At 45.7% G+C, this 17,707-nt stretch carries 17 protein-coding genes; 4 read left to right on the top strand and 13 right to left on the bottom strand.

Translation table 11 applies throughout. The features are described 5' to 3' along the window. On the bottom strand, window positions 1-1,251 hold the full coding sequence (locus R7E42_RS13495) for a TIGR03503 family protein (protein ID WP_025768253.1): 1,251 nt from the start codon (window positions 1,249-1,251) through the stop codon (window positions 1-3). Between the two features lie 8 nt (window positions 1,252-1,259). Further along, complete coding sequence (gene dnaQ / locus R7E42_RS13490) at window positions 1,260-1,982, bottom strand: DNA polymerase III subunit epsilon (RefSeq protein WP_017636047.1); 723 nt, start codon at window positions 1,980-1,982, stop codon at window positions 1,260-1,262. A gap of 59 nt (window positions 1,983-2,041) precedes the next feature. Here dnaQ and rnhA point away from each other — a divergent pair, with 59 nt between their 5' ends. Further along, on the top strand, window positions 2,042-2,506 hold the full coding sequence (gene rnhA / locus R7E42_RS13485; protein WP_005380384.1) for a ribonuclease HI: 465 nt from the start codon (window positions 2,042-2,044) through the stop codon (window positions 2,504-2,506). Here the strand turns inward: rnhA and R7E42_RS13480 are convergent. Beyond that, complete coding sequence (locus R7E42_RS13480) at window positions 2,503-3,249, bottom strand: class I SAM-dependent methyltransferase (RefSeq protein ID WP_017636046.1); 747 nt, start codon at window positions 3,247-3,249, stop codon at window positions 2,503-2,505. The two genes, rnhA and R7E42_RS13480, sit on opposite strands and share 4 nt — an antisense overlap. A gap of 37 nt (window positions 3,250-3,286) precedes the next feature. Here R7E42_RS13480 and gloB point away from each other — a divergent pair, with 37 nt between their 5' ends. The 3 genes from gloB to R7E42_RS13465 all read left to right on the top strand — a co-directional run bounded on the left by gloB (window position 3,287) and on the right by R7E42_RS13465 (window position 6,566). Further along, window positions 3,287-4,045: a hydroxyacylglutathione hydrolase gene (gene gloB / locus R7E42_RS13475; protein WP_017636045.1), complete on the top strand. Its 759-nt coding sequence runs from the start codon at window positions 3,287-3,289 to the stop codon at window positions 4,043-4,045. Window positions 4,046-4,299: 254 nt separating this feature from the next. After that, on the top strand, window positions 4,300-5,883 hold the full coding sequence (locus R7E42_RS13470; protein WP_017820746.1) for a LysM peptidoglycan-binding domain-containing protein: 1,584 nt from the start codon (window positions 4,300-4,302) through the stop codon (window positions 5,881-5,883). After that, window positions 5,880-6,566, top strand: a complete 687-nt coding sequence (locus R7E42_RS13465; RefSeq protein WP_318072749.1) for a YIP1 family protein — start codon at window positions 5,880-5,882, stop codon at window positions 6,564-6,566. The genes R7E42_RS13470 and R7E42_RS13465 overlap by 4 nt, the downstream gene beginning before the upstream one ends. 1 nt (window position 6,567) lies before the next feature. On the opposite strand, the gene R7E42_RS13460 is transcribed toward R7E42_RS13465, so the two are convergent. The 10 genes from R7E42_RS13460 to fabZ all read right to left on the bottom strand — a co-directional run bounded on the left by R7E42_RS13460 (window position 6,568) and on the right by fabZ (window position 17,597). Next, window positions 6,568-7,413, bottom strand: a complete 846-nt coding sequence (locus R7E42_RS13460; RefSeq protein WP_213898531.1) for an endonuclease/exonuclease/phosphatase family protein — start codon at window positions 7,411-7,413, stop codon at window positions 6,568-6,570. 140 nt (window positions 7,414-7,553) lie between these two features. After that, window positions 7,554-7,892, bottom strand: coding sequence for a nitrogen regulatory protein P-II (glnB, locus tag R7E42_RS13455; RefSeq protein WP_005380372.1), 339 nt, complete (start codon window positions 7,890-7,892; stop codon window positions 7,554-7,556). A 188-nt stretch (window positions 7,893-8,080) separates the two neighbouring features. Beyond that, a complete protein-coding gene (locus tag R7E42_RS13450) occupies window positions 8,081-8,395 on the bottom strand; it encodes a c-type cytochrome (RefSeq protein WP_005391816.1) in 315 nt (104 codons plus the stop codon). Between the two features lie 70 nt (window positions 8,396-8,465). Continuing rightward, window positions 8,466-9,776, bottom strand: coding sequence for a tRNA lysidine(34) synthetase TilS (gene tilS / locus R7E42_RS13445; RefSeq protein ID WP_262631819.1), 1,311 nt, complete (start codon window positions 9,774-9,776; stop codon window positions 8,466-8,468). Between the two features lie 107 nt (window positions 9,777-9,883). Next, entirely contained in the window at window positions 9,884-10,843 is a 960-nt protein-coding gene (accA, locus tag R7E42_RS13440; RefSeq protein ID WP_005380365.1) for an acetyl-CoA carboxylase carboxyl transferase subunit alpha, read from the bottom strand. Between the two features lie 46 nt (window positions 10,844-10,889). Beyond that, complete coding sequence (gene dnaE, locus R7E42_RS13435; RefSeq protein ID WP_006741668.1) at window positions 10,890-14,369, bottom strand: DNA polymerase III subunit alpha; 3,480 nt, start codon at window positions 14,367-14,369, stop codon at window positions 10,890-10,892. A gap of 81 nt (window positions 14,370-14,450) precedes the next feature. Further along, on the bottom strand, window positions 14,451-15,086 hold the full coding sequence (rnhB, locus tag R7E42_RS13430) for a ribonuclease HII (protein ID WP_025768249.1): 636 nt from the start codon (window positions 15,084-15,086) through the stop codon (window positions 14,451-14,453). A 9-nt stretch (window positions 15,087-15,095) separates the two neighbouring features. Beyond that, window positions 15,096-16,235, bottom strand: coding sequence for a lipid-A-disaccharide synthase (gene lpxB, locus R7E42_RS13425; protein WP_017636041.1), 1,140 nt, complete (start codon window positions 16,233-16,235; stop codon window positions 15,096-15,098). A gap of 119 nt (window positions 16,236-16,354) precedes the next feature. Continuing rightward, window positions 16,355-17,143: an acyl-ACP--UDP-N-acetylglucosamine O-acyltransferase gene (gene lpxA, locus R7E42_RS13420; RefSeq protein WP_005380357.1), complete on the bottom strand. Its 789-nt coding sequence runs from the start codon at window positions 17,141-17,143 to the stop codon at window positions 16,355-16,357. A gap of 1 nt (window position 17,144) precedes the next feature. Beyond that, entirely contained in the window at window positions 17,145-17,597 is a 453-nt protein-coding gene (fabZ, locus tag R7E42_RS13415; protein ID WP_005380349.1) for a 3-hydroxyacyl-ACP dehydratase FabZ, read from the bottom strand. Between the last annotated feature and the right edge of the window lie 110 nt (window positions 17,598-17,707).

Here is a 17,707-nt window from a genome sequence, read left to right as displayed (position 1 = left end):
CTATTTCTTTGGTACTTCTAATTGCATCTCTGGCATGGCATCGCGCTTCGCTTTAATTTTGCGCCAGACTATCCATGCAATGATCACAATCAGCAGCATTATCAAATTACCCACCGCGATAATAATCATGCTGCGCTTACGCTCAGCCTCTCGCTCAGCGATAATTTGCTTTTCCATTTCAATACGGCGCTGTTCGGCTAATTCAGCTTCTTTTGCAATTCGAGCAGCTTCTAGATCAACTTCATCAACAACACTGAAGGTTTGCTCTGGGATAGGAAACACCAACGAGCGCTGAGTTGCAAAATCAGTGGCAAAGATCTCGCCGCGCCATGCGTACTTACCAAGCTCAGCATCGTTATTGAGGTTCAACGTAACTCTCATTCCATCTTTAGAGACCTGTCCTTGGCTGTAACTAATGAAACCATCGGGAGCGTCCTTTTTCACTGTGACTGCAATAGAGCCTGGTGCAATCATACCTTGCTCGCCACTCACCACTAATTGGTGTGGCTTATCGGGATTACGAGCCTGAATAAAAGTACGAGAGATTGGGTTCGGATAAACCAAGATGACTTGCTCTTGCGCTCGTAAGAATACGCCATTGCCAGACGTGATGCGCGCACGGTACTTACCAGGCTCAACGTCTATTGGGAGCTGAACCGTGAACACTCCATCCCCTGCTTTTTCATCCAAGCCTCGGCCGTCATCAGAAAACTCACCCACAACCATCGGCACTGGACGTGCTTCTTTGATCAGCTCATCTTCATTTTCGACAAACTTGGTAAATGTCACGCGCAGATTCACGCGATCAAGGAAGTCGCGCAGTACAAGAGGTTTGCCGTCGGAGGTCAGGCGAGCTGTAAACTTAAGCGCTTCCCCATTATATAATCGGTTTGGGAACAGATCCGTACTGAGCTTTAGGTGAGAAATTAAGCGGATGTTATTTTTAGGCGTAACTTTCCCCACAGCCTGCCATGGACCTGGCATAGGGTTATCAACGGAAATAATATCGAGTGAGGCTTCTTGATACCAACGTACATTGTCGTAAGAGCCCCAAGCATAGTATTTTTTACCGTCAGGACGGACTAAAACAACTGGCTGAGAACTTTGCTCACGATAAACCAAAAACGTGATCTGCTCGATGGTTGGATCAACTCGAAAGCGATTGTCTAACAAAGACATTGTAGATTCACTCGCAGCACTCGAGAGACTACTCCATATCGCTAAAAACGCGACCAACAAAGCCCTCAACATAGCTTCTCCTATTGATGCCAAATACAGTTGTTCACCAACTCTAATCTTTTTTGGTGAGCTTCTAGTTCATCGGCACTTGCGCGCAAAACCTTTAGCGCTTTTCTTCCTTCAATACGACGAATGGTTTCTACCCCACCCTCTTGTTTATTCGCGTTAAATTCTAGACTCGTTTGACCACCCGTCATAAAGAGGTAAACGTCGGCTAGAATCTCCGCATCGAGCAAAGCTCCGTGGAGTGTACGGTGCGAGTTATCAATACCGTAACGTTCACATAAGATATCAAGGTTGTTTCGCTTACCAGGGAAGATTTTCTTCGCCATAGCAAGGGTATCGGTCACCTTGCAGTAGTCGTCCGTTTTGCCGATGTTAGGATCGAGCATGCCAAACTCGTAATCCATAAAGCCGGTATCGAAGGGCGCGTTGTGGGCAACAAGTTCTGCGCCTTTAATAAACTCAAGAAACTCTTGGTGCACGCTCGCGTATTCCGGTTTATCAACCAAGAATTCATCCGTAATACCGTGAACTTCAACCGCTTCTGGTTGGATTTCACGATCGGGTTTTAAATAAACGTGGAAGTGACGACCAGTCAGCTTACGGTTGATGATCTCCACGGCACCGATTTCAATAATGCGGTGTCCCATGTAGTGAGGACCACCCTCGCGGTTCATACCTGTGGTTTCGGTATCGAGAACGACAATGCGGTTATATTCAGAATTGCTGCTGGTATTCATAAGGTTATGTATGTCAGACTATGCTTTATTAAATGTTTCGGCTAATAGTACCAAAAAATATGACCAAACACGTTGAGATTTTCACTGACGGTTCTTGTTTAGGTAACCCAGGACCAGGTGGTTACGGCATAGTATTGCGTTACAAAGACGTAGAAAAGACACTTTCCAAAGGCTATACGTTAACTACCAACAACCGCATGGAAATGTTGGCGGCTGTCGTCGCGCTACAGACGTTAAAACAACCTTGTAAAGTCACTTTAACGACTGACAGCCAATATGTGCGCCAAGGTATTACTCAGTGGATCCATAACTGGAAGAAGCGTGGTTGGAAAACAGCGGATAAAAAACCCGTGAAAAATGCCGATTTATGGCAAGCTCTAGACAAAGAAACCGCACGCCATCAAGTTGAATGGCATTGGGTAAAAGGCCACGCGGGCCATCGTGAGAACGAAATGTGTGATGAGCTAGCCCGGACTGCTGCAGAAAACCCAACTGAGGAAGATACAGGTTACCAACCCTCTTAGCGAGATTCTTTCCTCATAGTGTTACCCTCTCGATTCATCACCCCAAGTGGTGTGAGCTTTTTCTTCAAGCGCCAATGCGGTTTGATAGGCTTGAGAGGGTATGTCCGTTTCCGCGCGACTATGTAATACAAACTCCCAGCGGGTGATGCCCAATCACCAAGACTATTTTCCAACCATGTCCACATCGTACGGTAACGTTTCATCGGAAACAGCGCATAACGATCACAATGAATCACTTGATAATTAAGTAACCCTAACCAATCTTTGATGCGGTTCGACGTAAACATTCGTCCACTCCAAGGCAAATTATGTTTACGCCATGGAAGCAAACTCGCTAATCCAGTCAAGCTTAATGGGTTGAATCCAGTAATAATTACATAGCCATCATCCATCATCACTCTATCGACTTCACGCAACAAACGGTGTGGATCGCTTGCATAGTCGAGCTGATGAGCGAGTATCACAACATCAAAGCTTTTTTCCAAAAAGGGTAATTCGTAACCATCTGCAATCACATTATGCAACGGGTTCTGGATATCTACGTTGACTTGGTGTTGAATGTTACAATTACAGCTGGTTAGCTCACAGCTCAACCCGCCCAGTTTGAGCATATGGTAGCCGAAGAGTTTCGGGCACCATTCATCAAGTCGGGTCTGGATTGACTCAAGCACCCACGGACCGTTGTTCATTGCTGACCAAGTCGACGGGTGTGGTATAGTTTTGTTGCTGAGTGCTGGTTTCATTAACCACCTGACTAAAATGGGTGACGGAGAACGAATCGTGTTAGAGATCAAAAGCATACCCGCATTTAATGATAATTACATCTGGCTGATACAAAATAGCGATAAGCGCTGCGCAGTCGTTGATCCGGGCGATGCGAAGCCAGTATTAGAATTTCTGCAGGCTAACGAATTAACTTTAGAAGCGATTTTAATTACGCACCACCACAACGATCACATTGGTGGCGTTCCAGACTTAGTGCGTGCATTTCCTGACGTCGCCGTTGTGGGCCCAAAATCAGAGCCAATTCCAACCCTAACGACACCAATGGAAGAAGGCGACAAGCTGGAGTTGTTTGGTGAGATTTTCTTAGTACTTGGGTTACCCGGCCATACTTTGGGCCATATCGGTTACGTTGGGGACGGAAAACTGTTTTGCGGTGATGTGCTCTTTTCTGCTGGCTGCGGTCGTATTTTTGAAGGTACGCCTGAGCAAATGTTTGAATCACTGAGCAAACTAACGTCTCTACCAGAAGAAACTCAAGTCTTCTGCGCGCATGAATACACCGCGAGTAACGTGGCGTTTGCTCTAGCGGTTGAACCTGACAATGAGCAACTTCGCCAATATCGCGACGATGTAAACCGACTGCGAGCACTCAACATTCCGACACTTCCAACAACAATACGCAAAGAAAAGTGGATTAATCCGTTCTTGCGAACCTCTAACCCTGACGTGGTTCAATCTGTTGCTAGTCGCATTAAAAATAGCGATCCATGCTCGGTTTTTACTGCTTTACGCGAGTGGAAGAACGAATTTTAACCATTTTCTGCTTGTAAGTTTGCAAGACCCCAGTATTATCAGGGACTGATTTTTCGAGAAGCGCCACTGGCGCTTCTCTTACGTTTGGGGTTGATATAAATCTATTTGAATTTCTCCCCATTGCATAATTAGAAGCTCTTTGCCTCTATAAATTAGTTAGTGTTTAAAAGATGTCTATTATCTTGCGACTGCCACGCACATTACGTTGCGCGACAGGCAGGTGAAGATAAACAGGCCCTAAATAGGCTGAATCCATGCGTTTGAAGTATACTTGGGCGTTGGCGTTGTTATTATCTGGCTGTCAATTGACTCAGTCAGATTCAACGTCTTCTACACCAGAAACCAATAAATCTGAGCAGACTGCAAAGCAAAATGCAGTAAAAGCTCAACCGGGCAATAAATCGTCACTAGCAAAAAAATCCGCTAACGACGCGCCTAAAGTTCTCTCCCCCCAAGAACAAGAAGATGTGTGGCAACGTATCGCCATGCAGCTGGACATGGATATCCCAAACCACAAGAAAGTGGACTACTACCGTACGTGGTATTTAAAGCACCCAAATCACCTTTACACGGTATCTAAGCGTGCGACTCCTTTTCTATACATGATCACAAAACGTATCGAAGAGCGCGGACTCCCAATGGAGCTTGCATTACTTCCTGTAGTGGAAAGTTCATTCGATGCCTTTGCCTACTCACATGGTAGCGCGGCTGGGTTGTGGCAATTTGTCCCAGGCACCGGAAAAATGATGGGATTAGAGCAAAACTACTGGTATGACGGTCGCAGAGATGTGGCAGCAGCAACGGATGCAGCGCTGGACTACCTAGTACAACTAAACGAGCGTTTTGATGGTAACTGGGAACATGCAATCGCCGCTTATAACAGCGGTGGAGGCCGAGTTTCTAGCGCAATTCGTAAGAATAAAAAGCTCGGTAAACCTATCGATTTCTTCTCATTAGACTTACCAAAAGAGACCAGCAGTTACGTTCCTAAGCTATTGGCCTTGGCTGACGTTATCGCAAACCAAGACAAGTACGGACTTAATATTCCTGCAATTCCAAACAAGCCTGTTCTAACGCTTGTTGATCCAGAAGAGCAGTTAGATCTGGCTATTGCCGCAGATTATGCCGGCATTAGCGTAAAAGAGTTGCAGAGTTACAACCCAGCATACAACCAGTGGTCGACAGCGCCTGAGGGGCCGCACCAACTTTTGATTCCCGTAGAGAAAAAAGAGACTTTTCTCACCAAGGTGGAGAAAAATCGCGGTAAAGGGATGAAGGTCGCTCGCTACAAGGTGAAATCTGGTGACTCTTTAAGCGTGCTAGCTAATAAATACGGCACAACCACGAAAGTCATTCGACGTGCCAACGGCCTATCGAATAACAACATTCGTATTGGTCAATACCTATTGATTCCGACATCAACAAAAGACGATGCAAAATATGCATTAACGGCACAAAACCGATTAAACAAGACTCAATCTCGTGCTCGTGGTCAACTCAAGCTCACCCATGTCGTTCAGTCTGGAGAAAGTTTGTGGTCAATCGCACGTAACAATAAAGTGTCGTATAAATCGTTAGCTAAATGGAATGGTATGGGCCCTAAAGATCCATTGCGTGTGGGTCAAAAGCTAGTGATTTGGAAAGACTCAGACAAAGGTTCTGTGATCCGTACCGTTTTCTACAACGTTCGCTCTGGCGACACCATTAGCGGCATTGCAAGCAAGTTCAAAGTAAAAACGAACGACATCGTGAAATGGAACTCGCTACACAAGAAAAAATACTTACAACCGGGTCAAAAGCTTAAGTTGTACGTTGACGTAACGAAGGTAAGTGTATGAACCCATCAAGCAATCCACTTGTGATGCTGTTGGACATTTTTCGTTCTCCAACATCTTGTTTTCTTGCGCTTTATCAACGCGGTGGATGGGGATGGCAACCGTTCATCTTCCTGATGCTTAGTCCGTTTTTATTCTGGGGTGCTTACTTTTCGAATGTCGATTTCACGTGGCTCAGTGACCAACTTGCTGCGCAATTTCAGCAAATCGACCCGAAGCAGATTGAGCTATTAGAACCAAACACGCTAATGGCAAGCGCGATCATCAATGATGTATTCAACCGCTTTGCCACCTTACTATTGCTCGCGCTTTGGTTCTTTCTTGCAACAAAGGCAAGCAAACAACAATACGGTTACTGGAAATGGTTTGCCGCATCGTGTGCTATCTTATTCCCAGCAGTATTGGGCGATGTAGCAAGCTACGCGAGCTTGCTACTCAAGCATGGTCAGGTAATGACTTACGCTGCCGATTTAAATAGCCTCAATGGTCTATTAAAGCTGCCTCTTACTAACGAATGGTCTCATTTCGCTAGCTCGTTACCTTTGCTTCTGCCTTGGTACATTGTGCTCGGCTACGGCGTTGTACTGACGTGGACGGAGTTTGAACGTGGCCAAGCTTTGGTGATAGCAAGCCTGCCATGGGTATTATTCTACGTTATTTGGGCACTTTATATTGTGGTAACCTAAGCTAGTTATTTAACGTAAATGACAATAACAATGGGTTATGATCGGAAGCGTCGCTCTGCGGCGCTTTTGCGTACTTAAGCGTCAGACCTCGGTAAAACACATGGTCCAGTGGTAACCCTGTTATAAATTGGACTCGATGATCCGGCAAGAACGTCACCTCTTGTAAGTCCGCAGCCTTTAAGGCCTGCCTCATCGCATTAACGCGAGATTCACTCCAGCTATTGAAGTCTCCAGCAAATAGAATTGGCCCCACATGGTGCTTTAAAAGCATTTCAAGCGCCGTTAACTGCGATACATACTCTTTTGTACCTACGGTGAAGTTAATCGCATGTACATTCACCACTGCGAGTTTCTCGCCATTACTCAAGTGATACTGGCTATATAATGCAGACTTAGGTAAGCGAAGCCACGGCTCTTTAGAGGTGTAAGCGCAGGCTTTTTCTGGTTGCCCTTGAGCAATACTAATTACACCGGCACCGCTACCCAGCGCCTTAAAAGCACTCACTTGATTACTAACCCAGCGACCATCCACCAACCACTGTTTAAATGATGGTGTCATGCTGGCTTCTTGCAATAACAGCAGCTGCTTATCAGCAGAGAATTCATTGAGTGCACTTTGCCAATTCGTTCGGTTCTGTTTGTAGATATTCCAGACAAGTACATTGATTTCACCGCCCTGATCCAAAGCTTTTGAGCCGCTAAATTCGATACACCTAATATCCTGCGTCAACTCTGAGCCTGTTTGAGTAATGATTTGCGGCTGATCTGGTACGGTGAAAATAACCTGGAAGCCGACCAATACCGCCATAATAAGAAAAGCTAACGCCAGAAAAAAACGCTTAAACATACGACAAACCTGAATGTAGGCACCCGAAATCTAGAACAACCAATCTCGGGTTAAATGATTTCACTAATAAGCAAACAACAAAAAAGGAGCCACTTGGCTCCCTTTTAGCATAATAAATACGAAACAGGTGACAAGAAACCTTAGATCGCGTCTTCGTCTTCTTCACCAGTACGAATACGAACCACACGCTCAATATCAGTGACGAATATTTTACCATCACCAATCTTACCAGTTTGCGCGGTTTCAATGATTGTCTCTACGCATTTATCAGCCACATCTTCCGTTACAACGATTTCGAGCTTCACTTTAGGTAGAAAGTCCACCATATACTCTGCACCACGGTAAAGCTCTGTGTGACCTTTTTGGCGACCAAAACCTTTCACTTCAGAGACGGTCATCCCTGTAATGCCAACTTCAGCTAGCGCTTCTCGAACATCATCCAGTTTAAATGGCTTGATAATCGCTTCAATTTTTTTCATGTTCATCCCTTAAGCTTCAATCGATTGCGCTTATTATCGTTTAGCGTTTCGCAACATTCAATGTTTGTCTCTGCTCCACCAGCGAAAATCCAGGCTGAGCAAATTAACATAGCGAATATCGTGAGTTGATATAACCCAATGAGGACTGCTCAATGCCCAATCGTCCAAGCTTTACTTCAGGCTCACGTTTACTTCAAACTTGCGTAGTAAGCCGCTAGGTTAGCGATATCTTCATCAGACAACAATGAAGCTTGAGCTTGCATCACAGCAGCAAGCCCACCTGTTCGCTCTTTATTTTTATAAGCTTTAATTGAACTGATAATATATTGCTCATTTTGCCCTTTCAGATTTGGGTAACCCGGAATGACAGCAATACCATCAGCGCCATGACACGCCGCGCATACTCCCGACTTTGCTTGACCTGCTGTAGCATCTCCCGCAGCTAGAGCTTGCCCACTAAACATGGTTAACGCCACCATTGCACCCATGATTGTTTTCTTCATTGCTTCACCTAATCAATTATTATTTAAGGATTTTTATATTTTATAATCGACATTGTGGCATGAATTTTCATTACCTGCGCCAAATAAGTTCACAATCTTGACCATTAAACGCCTGATCAACGAACAGATCTGCCACAGCAACGACTCGATCTTGATACATCAAAATCGGAATTTGACGACGCAGCCAGCTTGGCACATTGTATTCTTGGAACAACTTCTTCAGTTTTCGACTGTGATTACGCGTGGTTGGATGCGCTGATAAGCCTTCCGGATTAAAGGTCACGCGAAGCAATTCTGGCTGACTCGGAAGCGCAATCGTTGCGTTGCTAGAACTCGTCGTTAAGGTCAGCTCCCCTAGCCGCTCTGGAAGCGATAAAACGGTATCGACTTGAATCGTACTTTGCCACTCAGTGACGTCAGCGATTTCCGTTACCCAATAGAGACGATTTCGAAAACGGCGCACTTCACCTTGTTTAAGTTGTAGTTTGGGGTTGGCATCTTGCTGAGCTAATGCCACTTCATTCCAGATGAGATTGAGTTGTACCTGAGTCGGCATACTAGTATTAAGATTAGCTAGCCACATACGAATCAAGCGCGCACGAGCTAACTCACTGTGCTTAGCCAGCTCTTCAATACTCAAACTTAGATCCGTTTGTAAAGCGCGTTCAAACACCGCGCTCAATAGTTCATCCAATAGCGCTTCTTGTTGAGCACATAAACTTGCACTGCGCTGAACCGCTTGATGGATACTCGGCCAACGACCAGACAATTCAGGAATAACACAATGACGAAGAAAGTTACGATCATAACGGGTATCTTGATTGCTTTCGTCTTCCACCCACTCCAAACCTAATTTAGTAGCGGCTTCTTCGATGGTCTTCCGCTTGATAGTAAGCAATGGTCGAACTAGGGACCCACTAGAAAACGGCATACTCTCCGCCATCGAAGATAACCCTTTAGGCCCGCTGCCGCGCTTAAGCGCAAGGAGAAAAGTCTCTATTTGATCGTCGGCATGTTGACCAGTCAACAGTATATCACCTTCTTGAATGTACTTAGTTAAGGCTTGGTAGCGAGCTTTACGAGCAAGAAGTTCAATACTTTCACCATTGCTGATGTCTAAGCTCACTCGCTCGATCGAGCACGATATCCCCACTTGTTGTGCCCAAAGTAAGCATTTATCGGCCCAATTATCGGCATTCGAGCTTAAACCATGGTGCACATACACAGCGTGACACTCTATCGAATGCGCTTGTTGGTAGCGACTGAGTAATTCGAGTAAAAGACGTGAATCCACTCCTCCGCTAAACGCCAAGACAACCTTAGTGCCTAATTGATAGTAGCGGCCGAGAACTTGAGCAAAATGCGGGTAAAGCGATTCCATAAGCGATCCGATAGGTACAAAAAAAGGGCTGGACTCTCATCCAACCCTTTCTATTTTAACTGTTATCACTTGAGATATCAGCTAACGCTTAATAGCAATCACCGAAATTAACAGTAACCGTAGCTCATTAGACGCTGGTAACGACGCTCACGTAGCGTCTCTTCATCCAATTGTTCTAGATCTTCTAGCTGACGAAGTAGTGTCGCTTTCATATTCGCTGCCATTTGAACATGATCGCGATGAGCGCCGCCTAGTGGCTCTTCAATGATTTCGTCGATCAGTTCAAGCTCTTTAAGACGCGGAGCAGTTAGACCCATTGCCTCTGCCGCTTGTGGCGCTTTGTCTGAATCACGCCATAAGATTGAAGCACAACCCTCAGGAGAAATTACTGAGTACGTAGAGTACTGAAGCATGTTCACGTAGTCGCCTACACCGATTGCTAGTGCACCACCAGAACCGCCTTCACCAACAACGTTACAGATTACTGGCACTTTAAGACCAGACATCACTTTTAGGTTTTTCGCGATAGCTTCAGATTGACCACGCTCTTCTGCGCCCACACCTGGATACGCGCCAGCCGTGTCAATAAATGTGATGATCGGCATGTTGAAACGCTCTGCCATTTCCATCAAGCGTAGAGCCTTACGGTAGCCTTCTGGTTTCGGCATACCAAAGTTACGTTTCACCTTTTCTTTGGTCTCACGACCTTTTTGGTGACCAATGATCATCACAGGGCGGCCTTCAAGGCGAGCCATGCCACCCACAATCGCTTTGTCGTCTGCAAACGCGCGGTCACCCGCTAATTCATCAAACTCCTCAAAAGCGTGTTGGATGTAATCCAGCGTGTAAGGACGTAGTGGGTGACGAGCCAGTTGAGCTGTTTCCCATGCACCTAGGTCACTGAAGGTTTTTTTCTTCAGCTCTAAGCTTTTCTTCTCAAGCTGTTCGATTTCTTTATCCAGGTCAATCGCAGAATCACCACCGTGACGAGAGACATCACGTAGTGCTTCAATTTTCGCTTCTAGTTCTGCAATTGGCTTTTCAAATTCAAGAAAGTTTAGGCTCATCTATGAATCCTTGTTTACTCAGCGTCTAACATATTGCGCTGAATTTTTAGTTAAATTCGAGTTCTACCTGGCTTTTGCCAAGTAACTGTTTTAAATCGTCGAGTAATGTATCACTTGGCGTTACTCGCCACTCGGTGCCCAATGTTAACCGCGCTCTGGCGTCGGCACGCTGGTAGTATACATTGACGGGTACGGTTCCGGCTTTGTGCGGTTCTAAAATACGGCTGAACTGCTCAAAAAACTGATCGTTGATCTGAGTTGCATCTATCGATACCGACAAACCACGAGCGTATTTCTCGCGCGCACTGCCGAGATCCATAACTTCACGCGCCGACATTTTAAGGCCACCGTTGAAGTCATCAAAGCTGACCTGTCCAGAAACGACCAAAATTCTGTCTTTTTCGAGAAGTTCAGCGTATCGATCCAGTGCATCTGAGAACAACATCACTTCCATGCGACCACTTCGGTCATCCAGTGTCATAATGCCAATTCGTGTACCACGCTTAGTCGTCATTACACGAGCTGCAATAACCAGACCTGCCACCGTGACAGATTGGTCGCGGCGAGTGGGCGTTGCGTCTTTTAGTCGACAACTGGTGTATTTGTTTAGTTCCTTTACGTAGGCGTTAATTGGGTGCCCTGTCAAATATAGACCTAGGGTATCACGCTCGCCCTCTAACCACACTTTTTCTGGCCAAGGCGGAACCTGCGTATACTTATGCTCTACTTCTTCAGGTGCATCCGTTAGCACACCAAACATATCCGTTTGACCAAACGCCTCAGCTTGGTGATGTTGACTTGCTGCTTTTACCGCATCATTGAGTGACGCCATCATCGCCGCACGGTGTGGGCCTAGTCGATCCAACGCGCCCGCGTAAATCAGCTTCTCTATCACTCGTTTATTGACGCGTTTTAGATCAACTCGAGCACAGAAATCAAATAGGTCTTTAAAGTGACCACCTTTATTTCTCGCCTCAAGAATCGCATCGATAGGGCCCTCACCAACCCCTTTTATCGCACCAATACCGTAAACAATTGCGCCATTTTCATCAACATTAAAGCGATATAGGCCAGAGTTGATGTCTGGTGGCAGCACGGTAAGCTTCATACGGAAACACTCATCGACCAAGCCAACGACTTTTTCCGTGTTATCCATATCGGCTGTCATTACCGCAGCCATAAATTCGGCAGGATAATGTGTTTTCAGCCAAAGAGTTTGATAAGAAACCAATGCATAAGCAGCAGAGTGCGATTTGTTAAAACCATAACCGGCGAACTTCTCTACCAAGTCGAAGATTTTCATCGCCAACTCGCCATCGATACCGTTCTTTATCGCACCTTCTTCAAAGATAGCACGTTGTTTTGCCATCTCTTCTGGCTTTTTCTTACCCATTGCACGACGAAGCATGTCCGCACCACCTAGCGTGTAACCTGCTAAGATCTGCGCAATCTGCATTACCTGCTCTTGATACAGGATGATGCCGTAGGTTGGATCAAGCGTCTCTTTTAGCGACTCGTGTTGCCACTTTTCATCTGGATAAGAGATCGCTTCTCGACCATGTTTACGGTCGATAAAGTTATCTACCATGCCCGATTGCAAAGGACCCGGACGGAAGAGTGCTACCAATGCGATGATGTCTTCGAAACAGTCTGGCTGAAGTCGTTTAATCAGCTCTTTCATGCCTCGAGATTCAAGCTGGAATACTGCTGTCGTTTCAGAGTTTTGCAACAAACGGAAAGAGGCAGGGTCTTCTAACGGTATGGATTCAATTTGAACCGGTTCTTTCCCTTCTCGCTCTAGGCGTGGGTTAATCAGTCCTAACGCCCAGTCAATAATGGTTAAGGTACGTAAACCCAAGAAGTCAAACTTAACTAGGCCAGCGGTCTCAACATCGTTTTTATCAAATTGAGTAACCGGAAAGTGACCTTCAGCGTCTGCATAAATTGGCGCAAAATCGGTAATTGTTGTAGGTGATATTACAACACCACCAGCGTGTTTACCGGCGTTTCGCGTACAGCCTTCCAAAATATGACACATGTCGATGAGTTCTTTAACTTCCTCATCGGCCTCATACAATTCAGGTAGTGCAGGTTCAGCTTTAAACGCTTTATCTAGCGTCATACCTGGATCGGGCGGGATCAGCTTTGAAATACGATCAACAAAACCAAATGGGTGGCCCAATACGCGGCCAACGTCACGGATTACCGCTTTTGCCGCCATGGTACCAAACGTGATGATCTGAGACACCGCGTCACGACCGTACATTTCCGCAACGTGGTCAATAACCTGGTCACGTTTATCCATACAGAAATCGACGTCGAAATCGGGCATCGAAACACGTTCTGGGTTCAAGAAACGTTCGAACAGCAAGTCGTATTCTAGTGGATCCAGATCGGTGATTTTTAGTGCGTAAGCCACCAAAGAACCAGCACCGGAACCACGTCCAGGACCGACAGGAATTCCATTATCTTTTGACCACTGGATGAACTCCATTACGATCAAGAAGTAACCAGGAAATCCCATTTGGTTGATAACATCTAGCTCTATCTGAAGACGTTCATCATATTCAGGGCGGCGACGTTTTCTCTCTTCCTCATCTGGAAATAGGAACTCTAAACGCTCTTCCAACCCCTCTCGGGATTTCATGACTAGGAACTCAGTCTCTTTCATCCCTTCGGTTGGGAAAGCTGGTAGGAAGTACTCCCCTAAGCGCACAGTCACGTTACAACGCTTCGCTATCTCGACACTGTTTTCTAACGCTTCAGGAATATCAGCAAACAGCTCGCACATTTCTTCTTCTGTACGAAGATATTGCTGCGGACTGTAGTTTTTTGGCCTACGCGGATCTTCTAATGTGTAACCATCGTGAATCGCTACGCGTATTTCATGAGCATCAAATAGGTCTGGACTCAGGAATACAACTTCATTGGTCGCCACTACTGGCAAGTCTTGCTGCTCTGCCAATTCAACCGCAAAGTGAAGATAAGTTTCTTCATCTGGACGACCGGTACGAAGTAGCTCAAGATAAAAGCGATCTGGAAAATGCTGTTTATAGAAATCAACACACCCTTGCACTATTTGACGGTTGCCTTTCAAAAGGCCGCGACCAATTTCTCCGCTTTTACCGCCGGATAATACAATCAGGCCTTCAGACATTTCAGCCAACCAGGCTTTGTCAATCACTGGGTGGTGTTGAACATGTCCACGTAAGTACGCTTTTGATATCAATAACGTCAGGTTCTTATAACCTACATTATCCGCCGCAAGCAAAGTCACTTGTGTCAGCTCTTCACCAAACTCGTCCGACTGCATTTTAAAGTCAGCACCAATGATCGGTTTAACACCACTGCCATGCGCCGTCCCGTAAAACTTCACCAAACCACATAGGTTGGTAAAGTCGGTCAACGCCATTGCGGGCATACCGAGCTCAGCAACTTTCTTTACGATTGGCGGAACTTTGTTGAGGCCATCCACCATCGAGAAGTCACTATGAACACGCAGGTGGATGAATTTGGGATCTGACATTAACAGGTACCGTGTAACTCTATTTTGTTGGGGATTCTAACCTAAAGAGGTTGGGTTTATAACACCAATTAGATCGTTTGATTATTCTATGCTTAACGCTTTTTTTACTGGCTTGAAACTCTTGCGGTGTTCACTGATCACTCCGTGTTGCTCAATCGCTTCAAAGTGCGCTTTAGTTGGGTAACCTTTGTGCTTCGCGAAGCCAAATTGTGGATGAAGTTTATCCAACTCTTCCATCTCTTGGTCACGCACGACTTTGGCAATAATGGAAGCCGCACTGATTTCGGCAACACGTAGATCGCCTTTTACTACAGCTTGAGCATCCATTGGCAGCTCCGGACAACGGTTACCATCAATCAACACCAAATCAGGTTGAACCTGTAACCCCGCCACTGCACGCTGCATCGCAACCATAGTCGCCTGTAAAATATTCAGTTGATCAATTTCTTCAGGAGAACAACGCCCGACCGCCCACGCCAATGCTTTTTCTTTGATTTCAGGAAGCAACGCCATGCGTTTCTTTTCGGTCAATTTTTTCGAATCGTTCAACCCTTCAATAGGATTGTGAGGATCAAGGATAACCGCAGCGGTGACGACGTCTCCCACCAAAGGGCCACGTCCGACCTCGTCGACTCCGGCCACAAGCTGATAACCTTGCGGATATTCAAACGGAGGGAGTTCAACTTTGGTTTTGGTCGCTTTTGGTTTAACAGCCATGATAAATCTCTATTTCTCAATCAGTTTTAGAACTGCGTTTGCGGCTTGTTGGTCCGCATCTTTACGAATCCAATGATGCATTTCCGTAAATTTATCTAACATCGGTTTATTGTCGCTTTCCAATAAGCGAGAAACCTCAGTAAACAAATTGTCTGGTGTGCACTCATCTTGTAGATATTCTTTGACGAGCTCATCATCCGCCAAGATATTCGGCAATGACACATACTTCGTTTTCAATAGACGTTTAGCTAAGAAAGCAGTAAATGCATTCACACGATAACCCACCACCATTGGACGCTTGAGAAGCATACACTCCAACGCTACGGTACCGGAGGCCAACATCACGGCATCGGATGCGGTGATGACGTTGCGTGCGGTGTCATCAACTAACTTGAAGTCCAACTCTGGCGCTAGCTCTTTCCATGCTTGTTCAAACTGCTCACGGCGTTTTTGATTAACAAGCGCGACAACAAACCCCAGTTCTGGAAATTTTTTATGGAGTAACTTGCAGGTTTCAATAAATGGCTCTGAGAGCATTTTTAACTCGCTACCACGACTGCCTGGCAGGACAGCAAGCCACTTTTTATCTTGTTCTAAACCAAGCAACTCACGTGCAGGCGCTTGTTCTGATTCTAGTGGGATGGCATCAGCCAAGGTATGACCAATGAACTCGCAAGGTACATTAAATTTGTCGTAGAACGCTTTCTCAAACGGAAGAAATGCTAGCACCAAGTTCGTTGCCGCTTCTATTTTAAAGATGCGCTTCTGACGCCAAGCCCAAACAGACGGACTCACGTAATGAACGGTTTTAATGCCCGCTTGCTTGAGGTCAAGCTCCAGGCGTAAGTTGAAGTCAGGAGCATCGATCCCGATGAAAACATCAGGCGGATTCTGAGTAAAATACTGAACGAGCTCAGCTTTCACTTTAAGAAGTCTCGGTAAGCGGCCTAAAACCTCGACTAATCCCATCACCGCAAGCTCTTCCATATCAAACAGAGACTCGCAACCTTGGGCTATCATTTTCGGACCACCAATGCCTACGAACTCTGCGTCTGGATATTGTTGCTTTACTGCTTTGATAAAGCCTTCACCTAGCGTATCGCCAGACAATTCTCCGGCAATGATGCCAATACGTAATGGTCTTTCCATATCTACTTCGCTATTTTTCCTGTGCGCTATGGATAACGGTTTGCCTTATCCATAAAACACAAAAAGATCGTAACCTCAAATTTGGTCACGATCTTTTTATTTATTGGTTCATTCGCCAATTAACGAATAATGCCACGTTCCGTCGTTTCCAGAATATCTGAGAAACGCTTCACAGCCGGCCACTCTTGAGCCATTTCAGCCAGAATAGGCTTCACTTCTTCTAGCGTCTTACCTGAACGGTAGATTTCTTTATACGCTTTTTGTAGCGCACGAATCTCTGGTTTCTCAAAGCCATTACGCTTCAAGCCAACAAGGTTCAAGCCGAATGGAGTAGCGTGGTTACCTTGCGCGAGTACATAAGCTGGGACATCTTGCACCACAGCTGAACAGCCGCCAATGTATGCGTAAGCGCCCACTGTACAAAACGGATGAATCGCAGACAGTGCCATCACACCGGCATAGTCATCAACAGTAACGTGACCACCAAGAATCGAGTTATTACCGATATGAGTGTGGTTACCAATAACAACATCATGCGCAACGTGTGCATTCACACACAATAAGTTGTCATCACCAATGATCGTGGTTGCTTTGTCTTGCACTGTGCCGCGGTGAACTTGGACCGCTTCACGAATGACGTTACGGTCACCGATAACCACAGTTGTGTCTTCACCACCGTATTTTTTGTCTTGGTTTTCTTCACCAATGACAGCATGTGGGAAAATACGGTTATCTTTGCCAATAGTTGTGTGACCTTTGATCACAACGTGAGACATCACTTCTGTGCCTTCACCAATTTCAACCGTAGAGGTGATGTACGTAAAAGGACCTACTGTTACGTTAGCACCAATTTTGGCGCCCTCTTCTACCACCGCTGCCGGGTGGATTTTAGCGGTTTCATGAATCATATTAAAACTCTCGACGAGCACACTTCAGTTCTGCAGAACATACCACTTCGCCGTCAACTTTTGCTACACCGCTAAATGCAGCAATGCCGCGACGTTCTTTCAGAAATTCTACCTCAATAACCAATTGGTCGCCCGGAACCACTGGTTTACGGAATTTCGCGCCGTCTACGCTTGCAAAGTAGTACAGTTCATTTTCTGTTGGTGCACCAAATGATTTAAATGCAAGTAAGCCTGTTGCCTGAGCCATTGCTTCTAAAATCAAAACACCTGGGAATACTGGTAGTTGAGGAAAGTGACCTGTGAACTGAGGTTCGTTAACCGACACGTTTTTAATCGCGTGAAGGTACTTCTCTTCTTGGAAGTCTATCACTCGGTCGATCAATAAGAATGGGTAGCGATGAGGTAGTAGCTCTTGAATTTCAGAGATGTTCATCGTTTTCTTTTCAGTAGTCAAAGTCGTCTTCCTATATCAATTTTTTGCCGCCAAGATGGCAAACGTGGCAACAGGTCGTAAAGCCGAATCGCTTTGCAATATACTAGCAAAATACGCACCATCTTGGAGTT

This window comes from Vibrio sp. Vb1337, assembly GCF_033338715.1.
GTDB lineage: Bacteria > Pseudomonadota > Gammaproteobacteria > Enterobacterales > Vibrionaceae > Vibrio > Vibrio alginolyticus.
The sequence above is the reverse complement of the archived record's forward strand: the minus strand, read 5'-3'. Positions and strand labels throughout refer to the sequence as shown.

Coding starts and splice junctions, on each gene's coding strand:
- R7E42_RS13495 (WP_025768253.1), bottom strand. CDS start 1,251: ATGTTGAGGGCTTTGTTGGTCGCGTTTTTAGCGATATGGAGTAGTCTC.
- dnaQ (WP_017636047.1), bottom strand. CDS start 1,982: ATGAATACCAGCAGCAATTCTGAATATAACCGCATTGTCGTTCTCGAT.
- rnhA (WP_005380384.1), top strand. CDS start 2,042: ATGACCAAACACGTTGAGATTTTCACTGACGGTTCTTGTTTAGGTAAC.
- R7E42_RS13480 (WP_017636046.1), bottom strand. CDS start 3,249: ATGAAACCAGCACTCAGCAACAAAACTATACCACACCCGTCGACTTGG.
- R7E42_RS13470 (WP_017820746.1), top strand. CDS start 4,300: ATGCGTTTGAAGTATACTTGGGCGTTGGCGTTGTTATTATCTGGCTGT.
- R7E42_RS13465 (WP_318072749.1), top strand. CDS start 5,880: ATGAACCCATCAAGCAATCCACTTGTGATGCTGTTGGACATTTTTCGT.
- R7E42_RS13460 (WP_213898531.1), bottom strand. CDS start 7,413: ATGTTTAAGCGTTTTTTTCTGGCGTTAGCTTTTCTTATTATGGCGGTA.
- glnB (WP_005380372.1), bottom strand. CDS start 7,892: ATGAAAAAAATTGAAGCGATTATCAAGCCATTTAAACTGGATGATGTT.
- R7E42_RS13450 (WP_005391816.1), bottom strand. CDS start 8,395: ATGAAGAAAACAATCATGGGTGCAATGGTGGCGTTAACCATGTTTAGT.
- tilS (WP_262631819.1), bottom strand. CDS start 9,776: ATGGAATCGCTTTACCCGCATTTTGCTCAAGTTCTCGGCCGCTACTAT.
- accA (WP_005380365.1), bottom strand. CDS start 10,843: ATGAGCCTAAACTTTCTTGAATTTGAAAAGCCAATTGCAGAACTAGAA.
- dnaE (WP_006741668.1), bottom strand. CDS start 14,369: ATGTCAGATCCCAAATTCATCCACCTGCGTGTTCATAGTGACTTCTCG.
- rnhB (WP_025768249.1), bottom strand. CDS start 15,086: ATGGCTGTTAAACCAAAAGCGACCAAAACCAAAGTTGAACTCCCTCCG.
- lpxB (WP_017636041.1), bottom strand. CDS start 16,235: ATGGAAAGACCATTACGTATTGGCATCATTGCCGGAGAATTGTCTGGC.
- lpxA (WP_005380357.1), bottom strand. CDS start 17,143: ATGATTCATGAAACCGCTAAAATCCACCCGGCAGCGGTGGTAGAAGAG.